A 14,951-nucleotide genomic window follows, 5' to 3' on the forward strand; every position below is an offset into this window, starting at 1 on the left:
GTCGCCGTCGACACGGCGGGTGTGGAATCAGAACATGACTGATCTTGCCCCTGTTCTCGTCGGCGCGGCGCCCCTCGCTCCCGCAGATGTCGTCGCCGTCGCACGGCTGGGCGCGCCCGTGGTCATCGACCCCGCCGCTCTCGCCCGTGTCGCCGAGACCCGCAGTGTGATCGACGGCCTGGCTGCGGACCCGCATCCGCACTACGGGGTCTCCACCGGCTTCGGTGCGCTCGCGACCACCTTCATCGCACCGGACCGTCGTCTGCAGCTGCAGGCCAGCCTGATCCGTTCGCACGCGGCCGGCACGGGGCCGGAGATCGAGCGCGAGGTCACGCGCGGTCTGCAGCTGCTCCGTCTGCAGACCCTCACCTCCGGTCGCACCGGAGTACGCCCTGTCGTCGTCGAGACCTATGCCGCGATGCTCAACGCCGGCATCACCCCCATCGTGCGCGAGTACGGGTCGCTCGGGTGCTCCGGTGACCTCGCGCCTCTCGCCCACATCGCGCTCGCGGCGATGGGCGAGAGCGATGTCCGCAACGCCGAGGGTGATCTCCAGAGTGCTGCGGAGGCGCTGGCCGCCGCCGGCATCGAGCCGCTCACCCTCGTCGAGAAGGAGGGCCTCGCGCTGATCAACGGCACCGACGGAATGCTCGGCACGCTGGTGCTCGCGCTGCACGACCTGCAGGAGCTGCTTCTCACCGCCGACATCGCGGCGGCCATGTCGATCGAGTCGCAGCTCGGAACGGATGCCGTGTTCGCGGCCGACCTGATGGCGCTGCGTCCGCAGACCGGACAGGCCGAGTCCGCGGCGAACCTCCGTGCCTTCCTCGGCGACTCCCCGATGGTCGCCAGCCACAAGGGCCCGGACGACGGACGCGTGCAGGATGCGTACTCGTTGCGCTGCTCGCCCCAGGTGCACGGTGCCGCGCGTGACACCATGGCCCACGCCGCCATGATCGCCGGACGTGAGCTCGCCAGTGTGATCGACAACCCGGTCATCACGCTCGACGGCCGCATCGAATCCAACGGCAACTTCCACGGTGCTCCCGTCGCCGCGGTGCTCGACTTCCTCGCGATCTCGGTCGCCGATGTCGCCTCGGTCTCGGAACGTCGCACGGACCGTGCCCTCGACCCCGCGCGCAACCACGGGCTCCCGCCGTTCCTCGCTGATGAGGTGGGCGTCGATTCCGGGCTCATGATCGCGCAGTACGCCTCCGCCGGAATCGTCTCGGAGCTCAAGCGCCTCGCCGTGCCGGCATCCGTCGACTCGATCCCATCTTCGGCGATGCAGGAGGACCACGTCTCGATGGGGTGGGCGGCTGCCCGCAAGCTCCGCCGCGCGATCGACGGGCTCGGCCGCGTGCTCGCGATCGAGATCCTCACGGGTGCGCGTGCCCTCGATCTGCGGGCACCGCTCCAGGCCGGCCCTGCCACCGGCGCCGTGCGCGACCTCATCCGTACCGTGGCCGCCGGCCCCGGTCCCGACCGCTTCCTCTCGCCCGAGATGGAAGCCGTCGCAGAACTCGTCCAGTCGGGCGCCGTCGCCCGCATCGCAAAGGAGCACACCCATGGCTGAGTCCACCGCATCCGGCCCTCGTGTCGTCCGCGCCGCGCGCGGCAACCAGCGCACCGCCAAGAGCTGGGGCGCCGAGGCCGCCAAGCGCATGCTCATGAACAACCTCGACCCTGAGGTCGCCGAACACCCCGAAGACCTGGTCGTCTACGGGGGCACCGGCAAGGCCGCGCGCAGCTGGGAGGCGTACGACGCGATCGTGCGTACGCTCGACGAGCTCGAGCCGGACGAGACCCTGCTGGTGCAGTCCGGCAAGCCGGTCGGAGTGTTCCGCACCCACGAGTGGGCGCCGCGCGTGCTGATCGCCAACTCCAACCTGGTCGGCGACTGGGCGACATGGCCCGAGTTCCGCAAGCTCGAAGAGCTCGGACTCATCATGTACGGCCAGATGACGGCCGGCTCCTGGATCTACATCGGCACCCAGGGCATCCTCCAGGGCACGTACGAGACCTTCGCCGCCGTCGCGCGCTCGCTCGGCCGCGATTCGCTGCGCGGCACGCTCACCCTCACCGGTGGGGCGGGCGGAATGGGGGGCGCGCAGCCGCTCGCGGTGACCCTCAACGACGGCGCGGTCCTGATCGTCGACGTCGACGAGTCGCGCCTGGCTCGTCGCGTGGAGCACGGCTACCTCGACGAGTACACGACGGATCTCGACGCCGCCGTCGCTCGAGTGGTCGCGGCCAAGGAGGCCGGCGAGGCGCTCTCCGTCGGCGTGGTCGGCAATGCGGCCGAGGTCTTCCCCGAGCTGCGCCGCCGCGGCGTGCCGATCGATGTCGTGACCGACCAGACCAGCGCGCACGACCCGCTGGCGTATCTCCCGGTCGGCATCAGCGTCGCGGACTGGAAGGTCGAGGCGGAGCGTGATCCGGAGGAGTTCACACGGCGCGCGCGCGAGTCGATGGCCGCGCACGTCGCCGCGATGGTCGCGTTCCAGGATGCCGGCGCCGCGGTGTTCGACTACGGCAACTCGATCCGTCGCGAGGCGGAGCTGGGTGGCTTCGAGCGGGCGTTCGAGTTTCCCGGCTTCGTGCCGGCGTACATCCGTCCGCAGTTCGAGGAGGGACGAGGGCCGTTCCGCTGGGCCGCGTTGTCGGGCGACCCCGAGGACATCTACAAGACGGACCGCGCGATCGCGGAGCTCTTCCCCGAGGATGCGGCGCTGCACCGCTGGCTGGAGAAGGCCGGCGAGAAGGTGCACTTCGAAGGACTGCCTGCCCGCATCTGCTGGCTGGGCTACAAGGAGCGCCACCTCGCGGGGCTCAAGTTCAACGAGATGGTGGCATCGGGCGAGCTGGCGGCGCCGATCGTGATCGGCCGGGACCACCTGGACTCCGGTTCCGTCGCCTCGCCATACCGTGAGACCGAGGCCATGAAGGACGGCTCCGACGCGATCGCCGACTGGCCGCTGCTGAACGCGCTGCTGAACACGTCATCCGGCGCGTCGTGGGTCTCGCTGCACCACGGCGGCGGCGTCGGGATCGGCCGCTCGATCCACGCGGGTCAGGTCACCGTCGCCGACGGCACTGCTCTCGCGGCGGAGAAGCTCGAGCGTGTGCTCACGAACGATCCGGGCACCGGCGTCATGCGTCACGTCGACGCCGGGTACGAGCACGCCCGTGAGGTCGCGCGTGACCGCGGCCTCAAGATCCCGATGCTCTGACACACTCGACACAGCGGCGAGGGGTCAGAACACGCCGCAGCATCCGCTCCGGAAGGGGCGTGTTCTGACCCGTCACCAGGAGGAAGCGCCATGACCACGCTCATCACGAACATCGGCGAGCTGACGACCAACGTCGGCAGCGACGGCGATCTGTGCGGGACCGTGAAGGATGCGGCGGTGCTGATCGAGGACGGCCGCATCGCCTGGGTCGGTGCGGCGGCGGATGCTCCCTCCGCTGATGACGTTGTGGATGCCGGGGGCGGGGCCATGATCCCCGGATTCGTCGACAGCCACAGCCACCTCGTTTTCGGCGGGGACCGTGCCGCGGAGTTCGAGGCGCGCATGGCGGGGCAGAAGTATGCCGCCGGCGGCATCCGTTCCACCGTGGCTGCGACACGCGCCGCGAGCGACGACGAACTGCGTGCGCGACTGCGTGGGTTCCTCGACGAGATGCTCGCGCAGGGGACCACGACCGTCGAGATCAAGAGCGGCTACGGCCTCAGCGTCGTCGACGAGGAACGGCTCGTGCGTCTGGCCGCCGAGGTGACACCCGAGGTCACCTTCCTCGGCGCGCATGTGGTGCCCGCGGAGTACGCCGACCGGCCGGACGAGTATATCGACCTGGTGACGGGACCGATGCTCGACGCGTGCGCGCCGCACTCGCGGTGGATCGACGTGTTCTGCGAGACCGGCGCCTTCACGGTGCCGCAGTCCCGACGGGTGCTGGAGGCAGGGATCGCGCGCGGTCTCGCCCCCCGCGTGCACGCCAGTCAGCTCGGCCCCGGTGAGGGCGTGCAGCTTGCCGTCGAGCTCGGTGCGGCCTCGATCGATCACGGCACCTACCTGACCGATGACGACATCGCGGCGCTCGCGGCGTCGGACACTGTGCTCACCCTGCTGCCCGGGGTCGAGTTCTCGACGCGCCAGCCTTATCCGGACGCGCGCCGGCTGATCGATGCCGGCGTCACGGTCGCACTGGCGTGCGACACCAACCCGGGGTCGAGCTTCACGTCATCCATGCCGTTCTGCATCGCGATCGCGGTGCGCGACATGGGGATGACGCCCGCCGAGGCCGTGTGGGCGGCGACCGCGGGCGGTGCCAGAGCGCTGCGCCGCGACGATGTGGGCGTGATCGCACCCGGGGCCCGTGCCGACCTGGCGCTGCTCGACGCGCCCACGCGCATCCACCTCGCCTACCGGCCGGGGGTTCCGCTCGTGCGCGCGGTCTGGAAGGACGGCGTCGCCGTCGTCTGACTGCGGCTCAGGCGTCCGTGGCGGTGAGCAGGTCGCGCAGTCGCGACGCCGAGTCCCCGCCCAGCGTGAGGAAGCGGGTGCCCCCTGCGCCCTCGCGCTCGTCCGCGAGGTCGAGCAGTGCCGCATCCATGGCGTCACGCAACGCGGGGTCCTCATCGAGGGGGACTCGGATGGGATGCCGGTCGTCCAACGGCAGGAGCACCACCAGGTCGACGTCGGCCAACGAGGCATCGGCGATGGCCGTCGCGCGGGAGAGGAGCTCGCCGTCGCTGCGCCCCAACTGCTCCAGCGCCGTCAGATAGGCGACGAAGTCGAGGGGTCCGCGCTCGGAGATCACGGCGGGTTCCCCCGCCGTCTCGCGCACACGTGCCGCCGTCAGACGCAGTTGTGCGGCGAAGCTCGCGGCACTCGCCGGGTCATCGAGGTCGAGCTCCTCGAAAGGGTCGCCGAGGGCGAGATACTCCGGACGCCGCGCGACGAAGTCCGCGATGAGGGTGCTCTTGCCGCTGCCGTGCGTGCCCGAGACGACGATCCTCATGGCCGTGCGGCGAGCCCGGCCAGCAGGTCCAGCACGCAGAGTGCCGCCAGGCGGATGGTGCGGGCATCGTCGGTGTCGGCGGTCGCGTCGACCTCGGCCAGGTCGGCGCTGACGACGCGCGGATCGGAGGCCACGGCGCGGGTGAGCGCGCGCAGCTCCCACGCCTGCAGGCCGCCGGGCACGCTCGCCGGGCAGCCGGGGGCGACCGAGCGGTCGCACACGTCGACGTCGATGTCGAGATGCACGCGCGGGTCGGACCCGGCGCCGGCGATCTCGACGGCCTCGGCCACCACGTCGTCGATGCCGCGGCGACGCAGCTCGTCGAGCGTGATCACGCGGATGCCCCAGTCCGCTGCGCGCTGGGCGTAGGCAGCGGAGTTGGCGAAGTCCGCGATACCGATCTGCACGATGCGGCTGGGGTCGATGCGCGCCGTGTCGAGGGTCGAGGACACCGGCACATCTTCGACCAGGCGTCGCACGGGCGTGCCGTTGGAGACGCCGTCGCGCAGATCGAAGTGCGCGTCGAACGTGATGAGCCCGGTCGCCTGCGCGCCCAGCGCGACGGGGTAGGTGAGCGAGTTGTCGCCGCCGAGCGCGATCACGAGCTCGGTGGCCGCCGAGAGCTCGCGTACGCGCGCGATGACCTCGGCCTCGCCCGCGTCGCCGTCCGGTTCGGCGATGTCGCCGACATCCGCGATGCGCAGCCGCTCGTTCAGGTCGACGATCGGCGGGCCCATCAGGGTGGTGCCGTAGCGGGGGAGCGCATCGCGGATCGCCGCGGGCGTCGCGTGCGCACCGGTGGGCGAGAGCGAGGTGCGCCAGGTCGGCACGCCGAGCAGCACGGCATCGGCCGCCCCGTCGAAGGCCGGCCAGGAGCCGGCGCGCGGCCAGAGAGCGTCGTGCGAGAGGGCCATGTCAGACTCCGGGGATCAGGGCGTGGGCGATGGTGAAGATCGCCAGGCCGGCGAGGGCACCGACGAACGTGCCGTTCAGGCGGATGTACTGCAGGTCGCGGCCGACCATGAGCTCGATCTTCTCGGTCGTCTCGGCGGGATCCCAGCGCTCGACGGTGTCGGTGATGATCGAAGCGATGTCGTGGCGGTAGCGGTCGACCAGGAAGACCGCGGCATCGGACACCCAGGTGTCGACGCGGGTCTGCAGTGCGGCATCCGTCGTCAGACGCTCGCCCACCTCCTGCAACGCCTGCACGGCCCGGCGGCGCAGGCCGCTCTCGGGGTCGGCGAGGGCGGTGAGCAGGCCGTTCTTCGCGGTGTTCCAGGCTTCAGCCGCCAGCGCGCCGACGCGGGGGCTGTCGAACAGCGATGCCTTCGCGTTCTCGAGCTTGGCGCGGGTGGCCGGGTCGTTCTGCAGGCTGTCGGCCAGACGTGCGAGGTAGCCGTCGACCGCGAGCCGGGCGGGGTGATGCGGGTCGGCCTGCACCGCGTGCACGAACTTCACGGCCTCGTTGTAGACCGTGTCATCGACGAAGCGGTGCGCGAGACGCGGTACCCACGAGGGGAGGCGGCGTGAGACGAGACCGCTGAACGACTCGGCGTTGACCTCCAACCACCGGGCGATGCTGTCGGCGGCGAGATCGACGGCGCCGTGGTGGGCATCCGCCTCCACGATCTTCTCCAGCCACGCACCGGCGGGCGGGCCCCACTCCGGGGTGACGAGGTGCTCGCGGGCGAGATCCGAGATGAGGTCGCGCACATCATCGTCGCTCAGGGCGTTCAGCACCGCTGTCGCGATGGTCGCCCCCTCGGCGCCCACGCGTTCGGCATGCGGGGCCTCGCGCAGCCACTCGCCGGCGCGCTGGGCGATCGCCGTGCTCGACAGCTTGGTGCGCACCACGTCGGCTGCCAGGAAGTTCGTCTCGACGAACTCCCCGAGCGTGCGGCCGATCTCGTCCTTGCGGTTCGGGATGATCGCGGTGTGCGGGATCGGGAGTCCGAGCGGACGGCGGAACAGCGCGGTGACCGCGAACCAGTCGGCCAGTGCACCGACCATGCCGCCCTCGGCCGCGGCGCGCACGTACGCCAGCCACGGCTGTCGCTCCTGGAACATGAACGCGATCACGAACGCGATCGCCATGAAGATCAGGGCACCGAGCGCCACCGCCTTCATGCGCCGCAGTGCGCGCAGTCGGACCTGGTCGGCGGGAGACAGCATCGCCATCGGTGTTCGCGGCATGTCGCCATCCTCGCACGCGGGTGCGACGGCCCGGCCGACATCCGCCGCCTCCCCGTCTCGCGGGCCAGACAGCGGGATCCGTGCGGTGAGCAGCTCTGTCGCGCTCGCGGACAACACGGCACCCGAGAAGCTAGGAGCTCTTTGTCTTTGTGTTATCCAAGTGGCGCCCGATGTATCCGATGTAGATCTTGCCTCCCTCCCCAGGCCGAATGTCGTCCCAGTAGTGGAGGCGAGGGGCCACGGTGTCTGCGTGAGTCGCTTTGAAATGCGCCGACATCAGCACGCGCCCATCCGGGTGCGCGGTCGTGGGAACCGGCAACACACGTTGGGTACGCCACGTTGCATTGGTAAGCACGCTTTCGCTCTCGGTACCGGCATGCCGTTGCGGCGAGCACTTATAGCCAGCAACGTCGCTGGCGAGATACTGATGCACGCTTCCAGCGAAGTCGCCTGCCACCTTTAGCCGCGCGTAGTCGTGCAGAGTGCGGATGAACTCCCAGAACGCTCCTGCGTATCGTCCGACGGGGTCTCGTTTCTGTACGTCTTCCACGAGACGGATATCACCGCAGAACTCAACAACTTCGAACGCAGGATGTCGCTGTTCGGAGTCGCGGCGTAGGACGGTAGCGAGCTCGACCAGGCTTTGAGGCACGTCCCATTCGGGTTCAGCCGACGGCGCGCCATAGGCTTCGTCATAGAGTTGAGCGTCGACCAACTTCGTCCGAAGGTGAGCGATTTGCCGACGTAGTCTGGCAGATTCTTCCTCGACGACTGATAGTTCGAGGTCAAGGTCGTCGCGTTCTGCACGGAGCGTCTCCGTATCGACGGTCGAGGTGCTGAGTTCCACTTCCAACGCCGAAGCCGTTTCAAACCACTCTTCGGCGGTCGCAGTCTTAACCGCGAGGTACTCCTCAAGGTCGTCGACCGCCGACGGAGTTATGGGCGCGGTCTTGTCTCGTTTTAGCCACCGGCTCGACAAGGTCGCCAACTTGTCGAGAATCTCCCTGAGTCCGCGAGGCAGAGCGGAGGCGACTACTGGGGCGCTGAGCGTCTCGTCTACGGTTGCCTCGTCTGCTTCGAGATGTGGCGGTGTGTGCGACTCGACGGATGCTTGCTCTCCCTGGAGGGGAGACGACGACAGGCGGACTCGAACGCGTTCACCGATCCGGCTTTCGTGGCTGATCCGGTTCGACTCCGCGTCGAGAGCTTCAATACCTCGTCGGATGTCGCTTGGGAGCGGGCGCGCTAGCAGCGCGGTGCGTGTCTCAAGTGCGAACGCAGACTGGAGGTAGCTCGCCACACCATTGCCTCGGATAGCGTTCGCAAATGTGGCCGGCCCGAGCACCCGATGGCGACGAGCATCGGCCTGGTCGTGTAAGTCCACGAGTGGAAGGAACGTTCGGATTCGGCCGGGTTCAATCGAATGCGACTTGCCGAGGTGTTCGTTTAGCGACGAAACGGCGTCAGACGTGATGAAGTAGACAGCGGCTACGCCAACCACCTTGGCGGTCAATCGCGACAATCGCCCTCGAAACTCACTGTCGTACTCGGATCCGAGCGAAGCCGCCACGATGACCGATACTGACCGAGCTCGGTCGGTGATCGCCGCCAGCACTCCTTGAATCTCTTCAACGCCGGAGATTTGCGGCTCAGCGGTGACCCGAGCCTCGCCATCGTAAACGTTCTCCCGCGCCAGGAAATCCTTGACCAGACGCGGGGGGTCGGCTTCCCAATCGCCATGCGCATCGCCGAGTTTGGCAGCACCAATAATTAGGGCGTCGCGTCGGCGGTTTCCAACGGGGTAGTCCACCGCTGTGATTGACGCTTCCCATTCGCCGTGAGGGTTCTTTTCAACGAGCCGCATGCGCACTCGCCGGCTGCCGTCTTCGTCCCGATCTGCTCGCACGACGGTGAGAGTCTTGTCTTTGCCGATGGCATGAACGCCCGCTTTGAAAACTTCACCTGATCGGACAAGTTCTCGGTACTCCGGAGACGCTTTGGAGAGCAGCCAGCGTTCAGCTTCTTGCTCTGCTATCGCGACTGCGTTCGCATTCGCTGGAAGGCGTAAGACTGTTTGATATGGCAGCGGCATGTGCGGAGTTCCTCCTTTGGAACCTGCTAGAGGCCGACAGTATCACTGGGCCACGACAGGCGTCTCGGCATCCGGAACTGGTCCAGCGGTGCTGCAGGATTCTTTGATGCATACAACTGCTCGTGTCTGCACCTTCAGCGGGACCCGGCGTGCGCGGCGCGGAGTACCCTCGGAGGGTGATCGAAGACATCAAGAAGCGCGCGCTGCACCGCACCAGCATCCTCGAGGGTCAGATGCGCGGCGTCGCGCGGATGATCGAGAACGAGGAGTACTGCATGGACATCATCACGCAGTCGCGTGCCATCCAGCGCTCCCTGGAATCGCTCAACCGCCTGCTGCTCGAGAACCATCTGCGCACGCACGTCACGCACATGTTCGAGGAGGGCGGCGAGGAGCGGGACAAGGCGGTCCTCGAATTGCTCAAAGCCTTCGACTTCGATTCGAAGTAGCGCCTCGCCCCGCTCCGAGCGTCACTTGCCCTTGCCGAACACCTCGCCCTCCATGGCGTCGTAGCCCTCGGCCTGCGGGTCTCCGTGCGAGCCGCCCGAGAGTGCATACTCCTCCTCGGGCGAGAGCACGAGGCGGTGGCGGAAGAACAGCGCGAAGCCGAGCAGGATGACGACGTAGACGATCGCGATCGCGATGATCGCCGGTCCGAACGTCGGGTTGAGCAGGAAGCCCACGAAGATCAGCGCGGCGATCACCAGCGCGAGGGCCGCACCGGGGATGCCCCAGGGGCTGCGGTACGGACGGTCGACGTTCGGGTACTTCTTGCGCAGGATCATGAACGAGATGAGCTGGAGGCCATAGGCGAGCACGGCTCCCCAGACGGCGATGTTCAGCACGATCGCACCCGCGACGGTACCCGCGCCCTTCGCGTCGACGGCCGCGAGGACGTCGAGCACGATGAGAGCGACGAAGCCGATCGCGGCGCCCACGACGAGAGCGACCCACGGGGTCTGACGCTTGCCCGTCAGCGACAGGAAGCGCGGGTAGTAGCCGGCGCGGGACAGCGAGTACATGTTGCGTCCGTAGGCGAACATGATCCCCTGCAGCGAGGCGAGCAGTCCGATCAGGGCGAACAGGGCGAGCACGGCGGCGAACTGGTCGCCGACGATCGCACGGAAGCCGTCGAGCAGAGGCTCTCCGGCCTTGCCCGTCGCCTCGGCGCCGATGACGCCGGTGTTGAGGAAGAGCACGAGGAGTCCGGTGACGATCAGCGTGCCGCGGGCCCAGAATCCGGCCTTCGGGATGTCGCGCGTCGGGTTGTGCGACTCCTCGGCCGCGAGCGGAAGCTCCTCGATGCCGAGGAAGAACCACATGGCGAAGGGCAGAGCGAACAGGATCGGCAGCACGCCGTGCGGCAGGAACTCGGTCTGACCCTCATCCGGGGCGATGTTCCACAGCGCGTCCCAGCTGAACGCGCCGGAGAAGATCGCCATCAGCGAGAACACCACGATGATGCCGATCGAGATGATCGAGACCACGATCGCGAAGCGGAAGGAGATCGCCGCTCCGGCGGAGTTCAGTGCGATGAACACGATGTACAGGATCAGGTACCAGACCCAGCCCGGCAGTTGGAGTCCGAGCAGTTCACTGGTGATGCCGTTCGCATACGACGCCGAGAAGTAGACGATCACCGCCGTGGTCGCGACGTACTCGATGGTCTCGGCTGCGCCCGTGACGAGTCCGCCCCACGGGCCCATCGCGGATCGCGCGAAGGAGTACGCCCCGCCGGTGTGCGGCATCATGGCGGCCATCTCGCCGATCGCGAAGATCATCCCGTAGTACATGAGCACGAGGATCACGAAAGCGATCAGCATGCCGCCGAAGCCGGCGAAGTCGATGCCGAAGTTCCAGCCGGAGAAGTCGCCGGAGATCACGGCGGCGACGGCGAGGCCCCACAGACCCCACACTCCGGCCGATCGCTTGAGCGTCCGTTTTTCGAAGTACTCGCTGCCGGCGCGTGTATAGGTCGCTCCGGAGACCTTGCGGGCACCGCTGTTCTGTCCAGACATCCGTTCTCCGCTCGCTGAAGTACAGGCGCCGGGTGCACCTTGGGCATGATTGTGACAGTCAATGGTGGTTTCGTCTACCTTTAAACGCGACAGTGATCTACTCTGATGGCGAAGCCGGTCGGTCGATCGCTTCACCACGACGACGGGAGCGAGAAGATGTCGGGAAACCTCAGCATCGAGCAGCTGGATGCCGGCATCGCCGCCGGCGAGATCGACACGGTGATCGTGGCCTTCGCCGATGCGCAGGGACGGCTGGTGGGAAAGCGGGTCTCCGCTCGCCTGTTCCAGGAGGACATCCTGCACCACGGCGCCGAGGCCTGCGACTACCTGCTCTCCGTCGATGTCGACATGAACACGGTCGACGGCTACGCGATGTCGGGATGGAACCGCGGGTACGGAGACATGGTGCTGCGCCCCGATGTCGCGACACTGCGGCGGATGCCGTGGCTCGAGGGCAGCGTGCTGATCATGGCCGACCTGGTCTGGCAGAACGGCGAGCCCGTCGGGCCCTCGCCGCGCGCGATCCTCGACCGCCAACGCGACCGGCTCGCCGAGCGCGGATGGACGGCCTTCTCCGGGACGGAGCTCGAGTTCATCGTGTTCGAGAACACCTACCGCGACGCCTGGGCGCGCAAGTACGAGGGGCTGACGCCTGCTACCGACTACAACGTCGACTACAACCTGCAGGCATCCACGCGCATGGAGCCGCTGTTGCGCGACATCCGCCTCGGGATGGACGGCGCCGGTCTCTACTGCGAGGGCGTGAAGGGCGAGTGCAACCTCGGGCAGCAGGAGATCGCATTCCGCTACGCCGAGGTGCGCGAGACCGCCGACCAGCACGTGATCTACAAGAACGGAGCGAAGGAGATCGCCGCCCAGCACGGGCAGTCGCTCACCTTCATGGCGAAGTTCAACGAGCGCGAGGGCAACAGCTGTCACATCCATCTCTCGCTGCGCGCCGACGATGGCACGCCGGTGATGGCCGGGGACGGAGAGCACGGGTTCAGCCCGGTGATGGAGCACTGGATCGCGGGCATCCTGGCCACCCTGCGCGAGTTCACGCTGCTCTACGCGCCCAACATCAACTCCTACAAGCGCTTCGCGAAGGGGAGCTTCGCGCCGACCGGTGTGGCCTGGGGCATCGACAACCGCACCTGCGCCCTGCGCGTGATCGGCAGCGGATCGGGGCTGCGCGTCGAGAACCGGGTGCCCGGCGGCGACGTGAATCCGTACATGGGCATCTCGGCGATCATCGCGGGAGGACTGTACGGCATCGAGAACGAGCTGGCCCTGCCTGAGCGGTTCGAGGGCAACGCCTATGAGGCCGGCGTCGATCACCTGCCGACGACGCTGCGCGAGGCTGCGCAGCTGTTCAGCGAGTCGCGGATCGCCAGGGAGGCGTTCGGCGACGACGTCGTGGACCACTATCTGAACCAGGCGCGCATCGAGCTGGAAGCCTACGATGCCGCCGTGACCGACTGGGAGCGCGTCCGTGGCTTCGAGAGGCTCTGAGAGCGCGCCGCTGGTCGGCGTCACCACCTACCTCGAGCGGGCGCAGCAGGGCGTCTGGGATGTGCGGGCGGCATTCCTCCCCGAGCAGTACCTCACCGGCGTGACCTCGGCCGGCGGCATCGCGCTGCTGCTGCCGCCGCAGGATCCGGAGTCCGCGGATGCGGCGATCGCCGGGCTCGACGGGCTGATCCTCTCGGGTGGCGCGGATGTGGCGCCCGAGCTGTACGGGGCGGAGCGGCATCCGACGACCGACCCCGCCCGCGTCGACAGGGACTCCTGGGAGCTCGCGCTGTTCCGCGCGGCCGAGCGCCGGCGCATGCCCGTGCTCGCGATCTGCCGCGGCCTGCAACTGGTCAACGTCGCGCGCGGCGGAACCCTGCAGCAGCACCTGCCGGAGTCTCTGGGGACCGAGCGCTACCGGATCGGTGGAGGCGTCTTCGCCGAGAACCAGGTCGCGGTCGCCCGCGACACCGCGCTCGCCGCCGTGCTCGGAGAGGACGCGGTCTCGGTGCGCAGTTACCACCACCAGGGCATCGACCGGCTGGGCGAGGGGCTCGTCGCCGCGGCACACTCCGACGACGGTCTGGTGCAGGCCTTCGTCGACACCCAGGGCGGCAGTCACGTGGTCGGCATCCAATGGCACCCCGAGGAGGATGCCGAGGATCGTCGGCTCTTCCAGGATCTCGTCACACAGGCCCGTGCGTTCGCGCGGCAGAAGGAAGGCACGTCATGAGCGCGTTCACGGTGATCAACCCGGCGACGGGAGCATCCATCCGCGAGGTGTCCCGCGCGGGAGTGGCCGAGACGGATGCCGCGATCGCCAGGGCCGTCGCGGCGCAGCGGCGCTGGGCGGCGCTCGCCCCCGTGGCGCGTGCCGATGCGCTGCGCTCCTTCGCCCGCACGGTCGAGGGGGCAGCGGAGGAACTCGCGCAGCTGGAGGTGCTCAACTCCGGGCATCCGATCGGGTCGGCGCGCTGGGAGGCCGGCCACGTCGCCCAGGTGCTCAACTACTACTCCGCCGATCCGGAGCGGCTGTCCGGTCGTCAGATCCCGGTGTCCGGCGGGCTCGACGTGACCTTCCACGACCCCTACGGCGTGGTGGGGGTGATCGTGCCGTGGAACTTCCCGATGACGATCGCCGCCTGGGCGTTCGCTCCGGCGCTCGCCGCGGGCAATGCGGTGGTGCTCAAGCCCGCCGAGCTGACCCCGCTGACGGCGGTCCGTCTCGGAGAGCTCGCACGCGAGGCCGGTCTGCCCGAGGGGCTGTTCGAGGTCGTCACCGGCTCGGGTTCCGTGGTCGGACAGCGGCTGGTCGATCACCCCGATGTGCGCAAGGTCGTGTTCACCGGATCCACCGAGGTGGGCATCGAGGTCGCAGCGGGATGTGCGCGCGCGCTGAAGCCCGTGACCCTGGAGCTCGGCGGCAAGAGCGCCAACATCGTGTTCGAGGATGCCGATCTCGAGCGGGCTGCCGGCGCGGTGCCCGGCTCCGTGTTCGACAACGCCGGTCAGGACTGCTGCGCTCGCAGCCGCCTGCTGGTGCAGCGCTCGGTCTACGACCGGTTCCTCGAGCTGTTGGAGCCGGCGGTCGCCGCGTGGCGCGTGGGCGATCCGGGCCGCGATGACACCGACATGGGGCCGCTCATCTCCGCCGGGCACCGGGACACGGTCGCGGACTTCCTCGACGGTGCCGACATCGCGTTCCGCGGCACAGCCCCTCAGGGGGACGGTTTCTGGTTCGCACCGGCCGTCGTGCTCGCGGACCCCGGCGACCGCATCGCGCAGCAGGAGATCTTCGGTCCCGTCGTGGCCGTCATGCCGTTCGACGATGAGGCGGATGCGATCCGTCTCGCCAACGACACCATCTACGGTCTCGCGGGTTCGCTGTGGACCGAGAACCTCGGTCGCGCCGTGCGCGTGGCGCGCGGTGTGCGCAGCGGAGTGCTGTCGGTGAACTCGCACTCCTCGGTCCGCTACGCGACACCCTTCGGCGGGATGAAGGCCTCCGGCCTCGGGCGCGAGCTCGGACCGGATGCGGCCGAGCATTTCACCGAGACCAAGAACGTCTTCTTCGCCACAGACCCCCACTGATCCCTGAACCCCACCCGGAG

12 protein-coding genes are annotated in these 14,951 nt (G+C 68.4%); 7 read left to right on the forward strand and 5 right to left on the reverse strand.

Annotated features, from left to right (window positions below; all coding sequences use genetic code 11):
• The first annotated feature begins 34 nt into the window (after nucleotides 1-34).
• The 3 genes from hutH (at nucleotide 35) to hutI (ending at nucleotide 4,487) form a co-directional block, all read left to right on the forward strand.
• Entirely contained in the window at nucleotides 35-1,576 is a 1,542-nt protein-coding gene (gene hutH / locus FB560_RS01220) for a histidine ammonia-lyase (RefSeq protein ID WP_141870695.1), read from the forward strand.
• The gene (gene hutU, locus FB560_RS01225; protein WP_141870696.1) at nucleotides 1,569-3,233 is read left to right on the forward strand and encodes a urocanate hydratase; all 1,665 of its coding nucleotides are present in this window, start codon (nucleotides 1,569-1,571) and stop codon (nucleotides 3,231-3,233) included. Before hutH ends, hutU begins: the two co-directional genes overlap by 8 nt.
• Before the next feature lie 90 nt (nucleotides 3,234-3,323).
• On the forward strand, nucleotides 3,324-4,487 hold the full coding sequence (hutI, locus tag FB560_RS01230) for an imidazolonepropionase (protein ID WP_141870697.1): 1,164 nt from the start codon (nucleotides 3,324-3,326) through the stop codon (nucleotides 4,485-4,487).
• Between the two features lie 7 nt (nucleotides 4,488-4,494).
• On the opposite strand, the gene FB560_RS01235 is transcribed toward hutI, so the two are convergent.
• The 4 genes from FB560_RS01235 to FB560_RS01250 form a co-directional block, all read right to left on the reverse strand.
• Nucleotides 4,495-5,025 carry an AAA family ATPase gene (locus FB560_RS01235; protein ID WP_141870698.1) on the reverse strand — a complete coding sequence of 177 codons (531 nt, stop codon included), beginning with the start codon at nucleotides 5,023-5,025 and terminating at the stop codon, nucleotides 4,495-4,497.
• Nucleotides 5,022-5,939 carry an agmatinase family protein gene (locus tag FB560_RS01240; protein WP_141870699.1) on the reverse strand — a complete coding sequence of 306 codons (918 nt, stop codon included), beginning with the start codon at nucleotides 5,937-5,939 and terminating at the stop codon, nucleotides 5,022-5,024. Before FB560_RS01240 ends, FB560_RS01235 begins: the two co-directional genes overlap by 4 nt.
• Before the next feature lies 1 nt (nucleotide 5,940).
• A complete protein-coding gene (locus FB560_RS01245) occupies nucleotides 5,941-7,218 on the reverse strand; it encodes a DUF445 domain-containing protein (RefSeq protein WP_141870700.1) in 1,278 nt (425 codons plus the stop codon).
• 130 nt (nucleotides 7,219-7,348) lie between these two features.
• Entirely contained in the window at nucleotides 7,349-9,310 is a 1,962-nt protein-coding gene (locus FB560_RS01250) for a hypothetical protein (RefSeq protein ID WP_141870701.1), read from the reverse strand.
• Between the two features lie 176 nt (nucleotides 9,311-9,486).
• Here FB560_RS01250 and FB560_RS01255 point away from each other — a divergent pair, with 176 nt between their 5' ends.
• A complete protein-coding gene (locus tag FB560_RS01255; RefSeq protein ID WP_045255889.1) occupies nucleotides 9,487-9,759 on the forward strand; it encodes a metal-sensitive transcriptional regulator in 273 nt (90 codons plus the stop codon).
• A gap of 21 nt (nucleotides 9,760-9,780) precedes the next feature.
• On the opposite strand, the gene FB560_RS01260 is transcribed toward FB560_RS01255, so the two are convergent.
• Entirely contained in the window at nucleotides 9,781-11,328 is a 1,548-nt protein-coding gene (locus FB560_RS01260) for an amino acid permease (RefSeq protein WP_141870702.1), read from the reverse strand.
• A gap of 105 nt (nucleotides 11,329-11,433) precedes the next feature.
• Here FB560_RS01260 and FB560_RS01265 point away from each other — a divergent pair, with 105 nt between their 5' ends.
• Genes FB560_RS01265 through FB560_RS01275 form a run of 3 tightly spaced genes read left to right on the forward strand, consistent with a single transcriptional unit; the run spans nucleotide 11,434 to nucleotide 14,931 of the window.
• A complete protein-coding gene (locus FB560_RS01265; protein WP_141870703.1) occupies nucleotides 11,434-12,840 on the forward strand; it encodes a glutamine synthetase family protein in 1,407 nt (468 codons plus the stop codon).
• Nucleotides 12,821-13,573 carry a gamma-glutamyl-gamma-aminobutyrate hydrolase family protein gene (locus tag FB560_RS01270; protein ID WP_170198003.1) on the forward strand — a complete coding sequence of 251 codons (753 nt, stop codon included), beginning with the start codon at nucleotides 12,821-12,823 and terminating at the stop codon, nucleotides 13,571-13,573. The genes FB560_RS01265 and FB560_RS01270 overlap by 20 nt, the downstream gene beginning before the upstream one ends.
• Nucleotides 13,570-14,931 carry an aldehyde dehydrogenase family protein gene (locus FB560_RS01275; protein WP_141870704.1) on the forward strand — a complete coding sequence of 454 codons (1,362 nt, stop codon included), beginning with the start codon at nucleotides 13,570-13,572 and terminating at the stop codon, nucleotides 14,929-14,931. Before FB560_RS01270 ends, FB560_RS01275 begins: the two co-directional genes overlap by 4 nt.
• Nucleotides 14,932-14,951 lie beyond the last annotated feature (20 nt).

It is taken from the genome of Microbacterium saperdae, assembly GCF_006716345.1.
Taxonomy (GTDB): Bacteria; Actinomycetota; Actinomycetes; order Actinomycetales; family Microbacteriaceae; genus Microbacterium; species Microbacterium saperdae.

What these genes read in the sequence shown, in the direction of transcription:
- hutH (WP_141870695.1), top strand. Translation starts at nt 35, where the DNA reads ATGACTGATCTTGCCCCTGTTCTCGTCGGCGCGGCGCCCCTCGCTCCC.
- hutU (WP_141870696.1), top strand. Translation starts at nt 1,569, where the DNA reads ATGGCTGAGTCCACCGCATCCGGCCCTCGTGTCGTCCGCGCCGCGCGC.
- hutI (WP_141870697.1), top strand. Translation starts at nt 3,324, where the DNA reads ATGACCACGCTCATCACGAACATCGGCGAGCTGACGACCAACGTCGGC.
- FB560_RS01235 (WP_141870698.1), bottom strand. Translation starts at nt 5,025, where the DNA reads ATGAGGATCGTCGTCTCGGGCACGCACGGCAGCGGCAAGAGCACCCTC.
- FB560_RS01240 (WP_141870699.1), bottom strand. Translation starts at nt 5,939, where the DNA reads ATGGCCCTCTCGCACGACGCTCTCTGGCCGCGCGCCGGCTCCTGGCCG.
- FB560_RS01245 (WP_141870700.1), bottom strand. Translation starts at nt 7,218, where the DNA reads ATGCCGCGAACACCGATGGCGATGCTGTCTCCCGCCGACCAGGTCCGA.
- FB560_RS01250 (WP_141870701.1), bottom strand. Translation starts at nt 9,310, where the DNA reads ATGCCGCTGCCATATCAAACAGTCTTACGCCTTCCAGCGAATGCGAAC.
- FB560_RS01260 (WP_141870702.1), bottom strand. Translation starts at nt 11,328, where the DNA reads ATGTCTGGACAGAACAGCGGTGCCCGCAAGGTCTCCGGAGCGACCTAT.
- FB560_RS01265 (WP_141870703.1), top strand. Translation starts at nt 11,434, where the DNA reads ATGGCGAAGCCGGTCGGTCGATCGCTTCACCACGACGACGGGAGCGAG.
- FB560_RS01275 (WP_141870704.1), top strand. Translation starts at nt 13,570, where the DNA reads ATGAGCGCGTTCACGGTGATCAACCCGGCGACGGGAGCATCCATCCGC.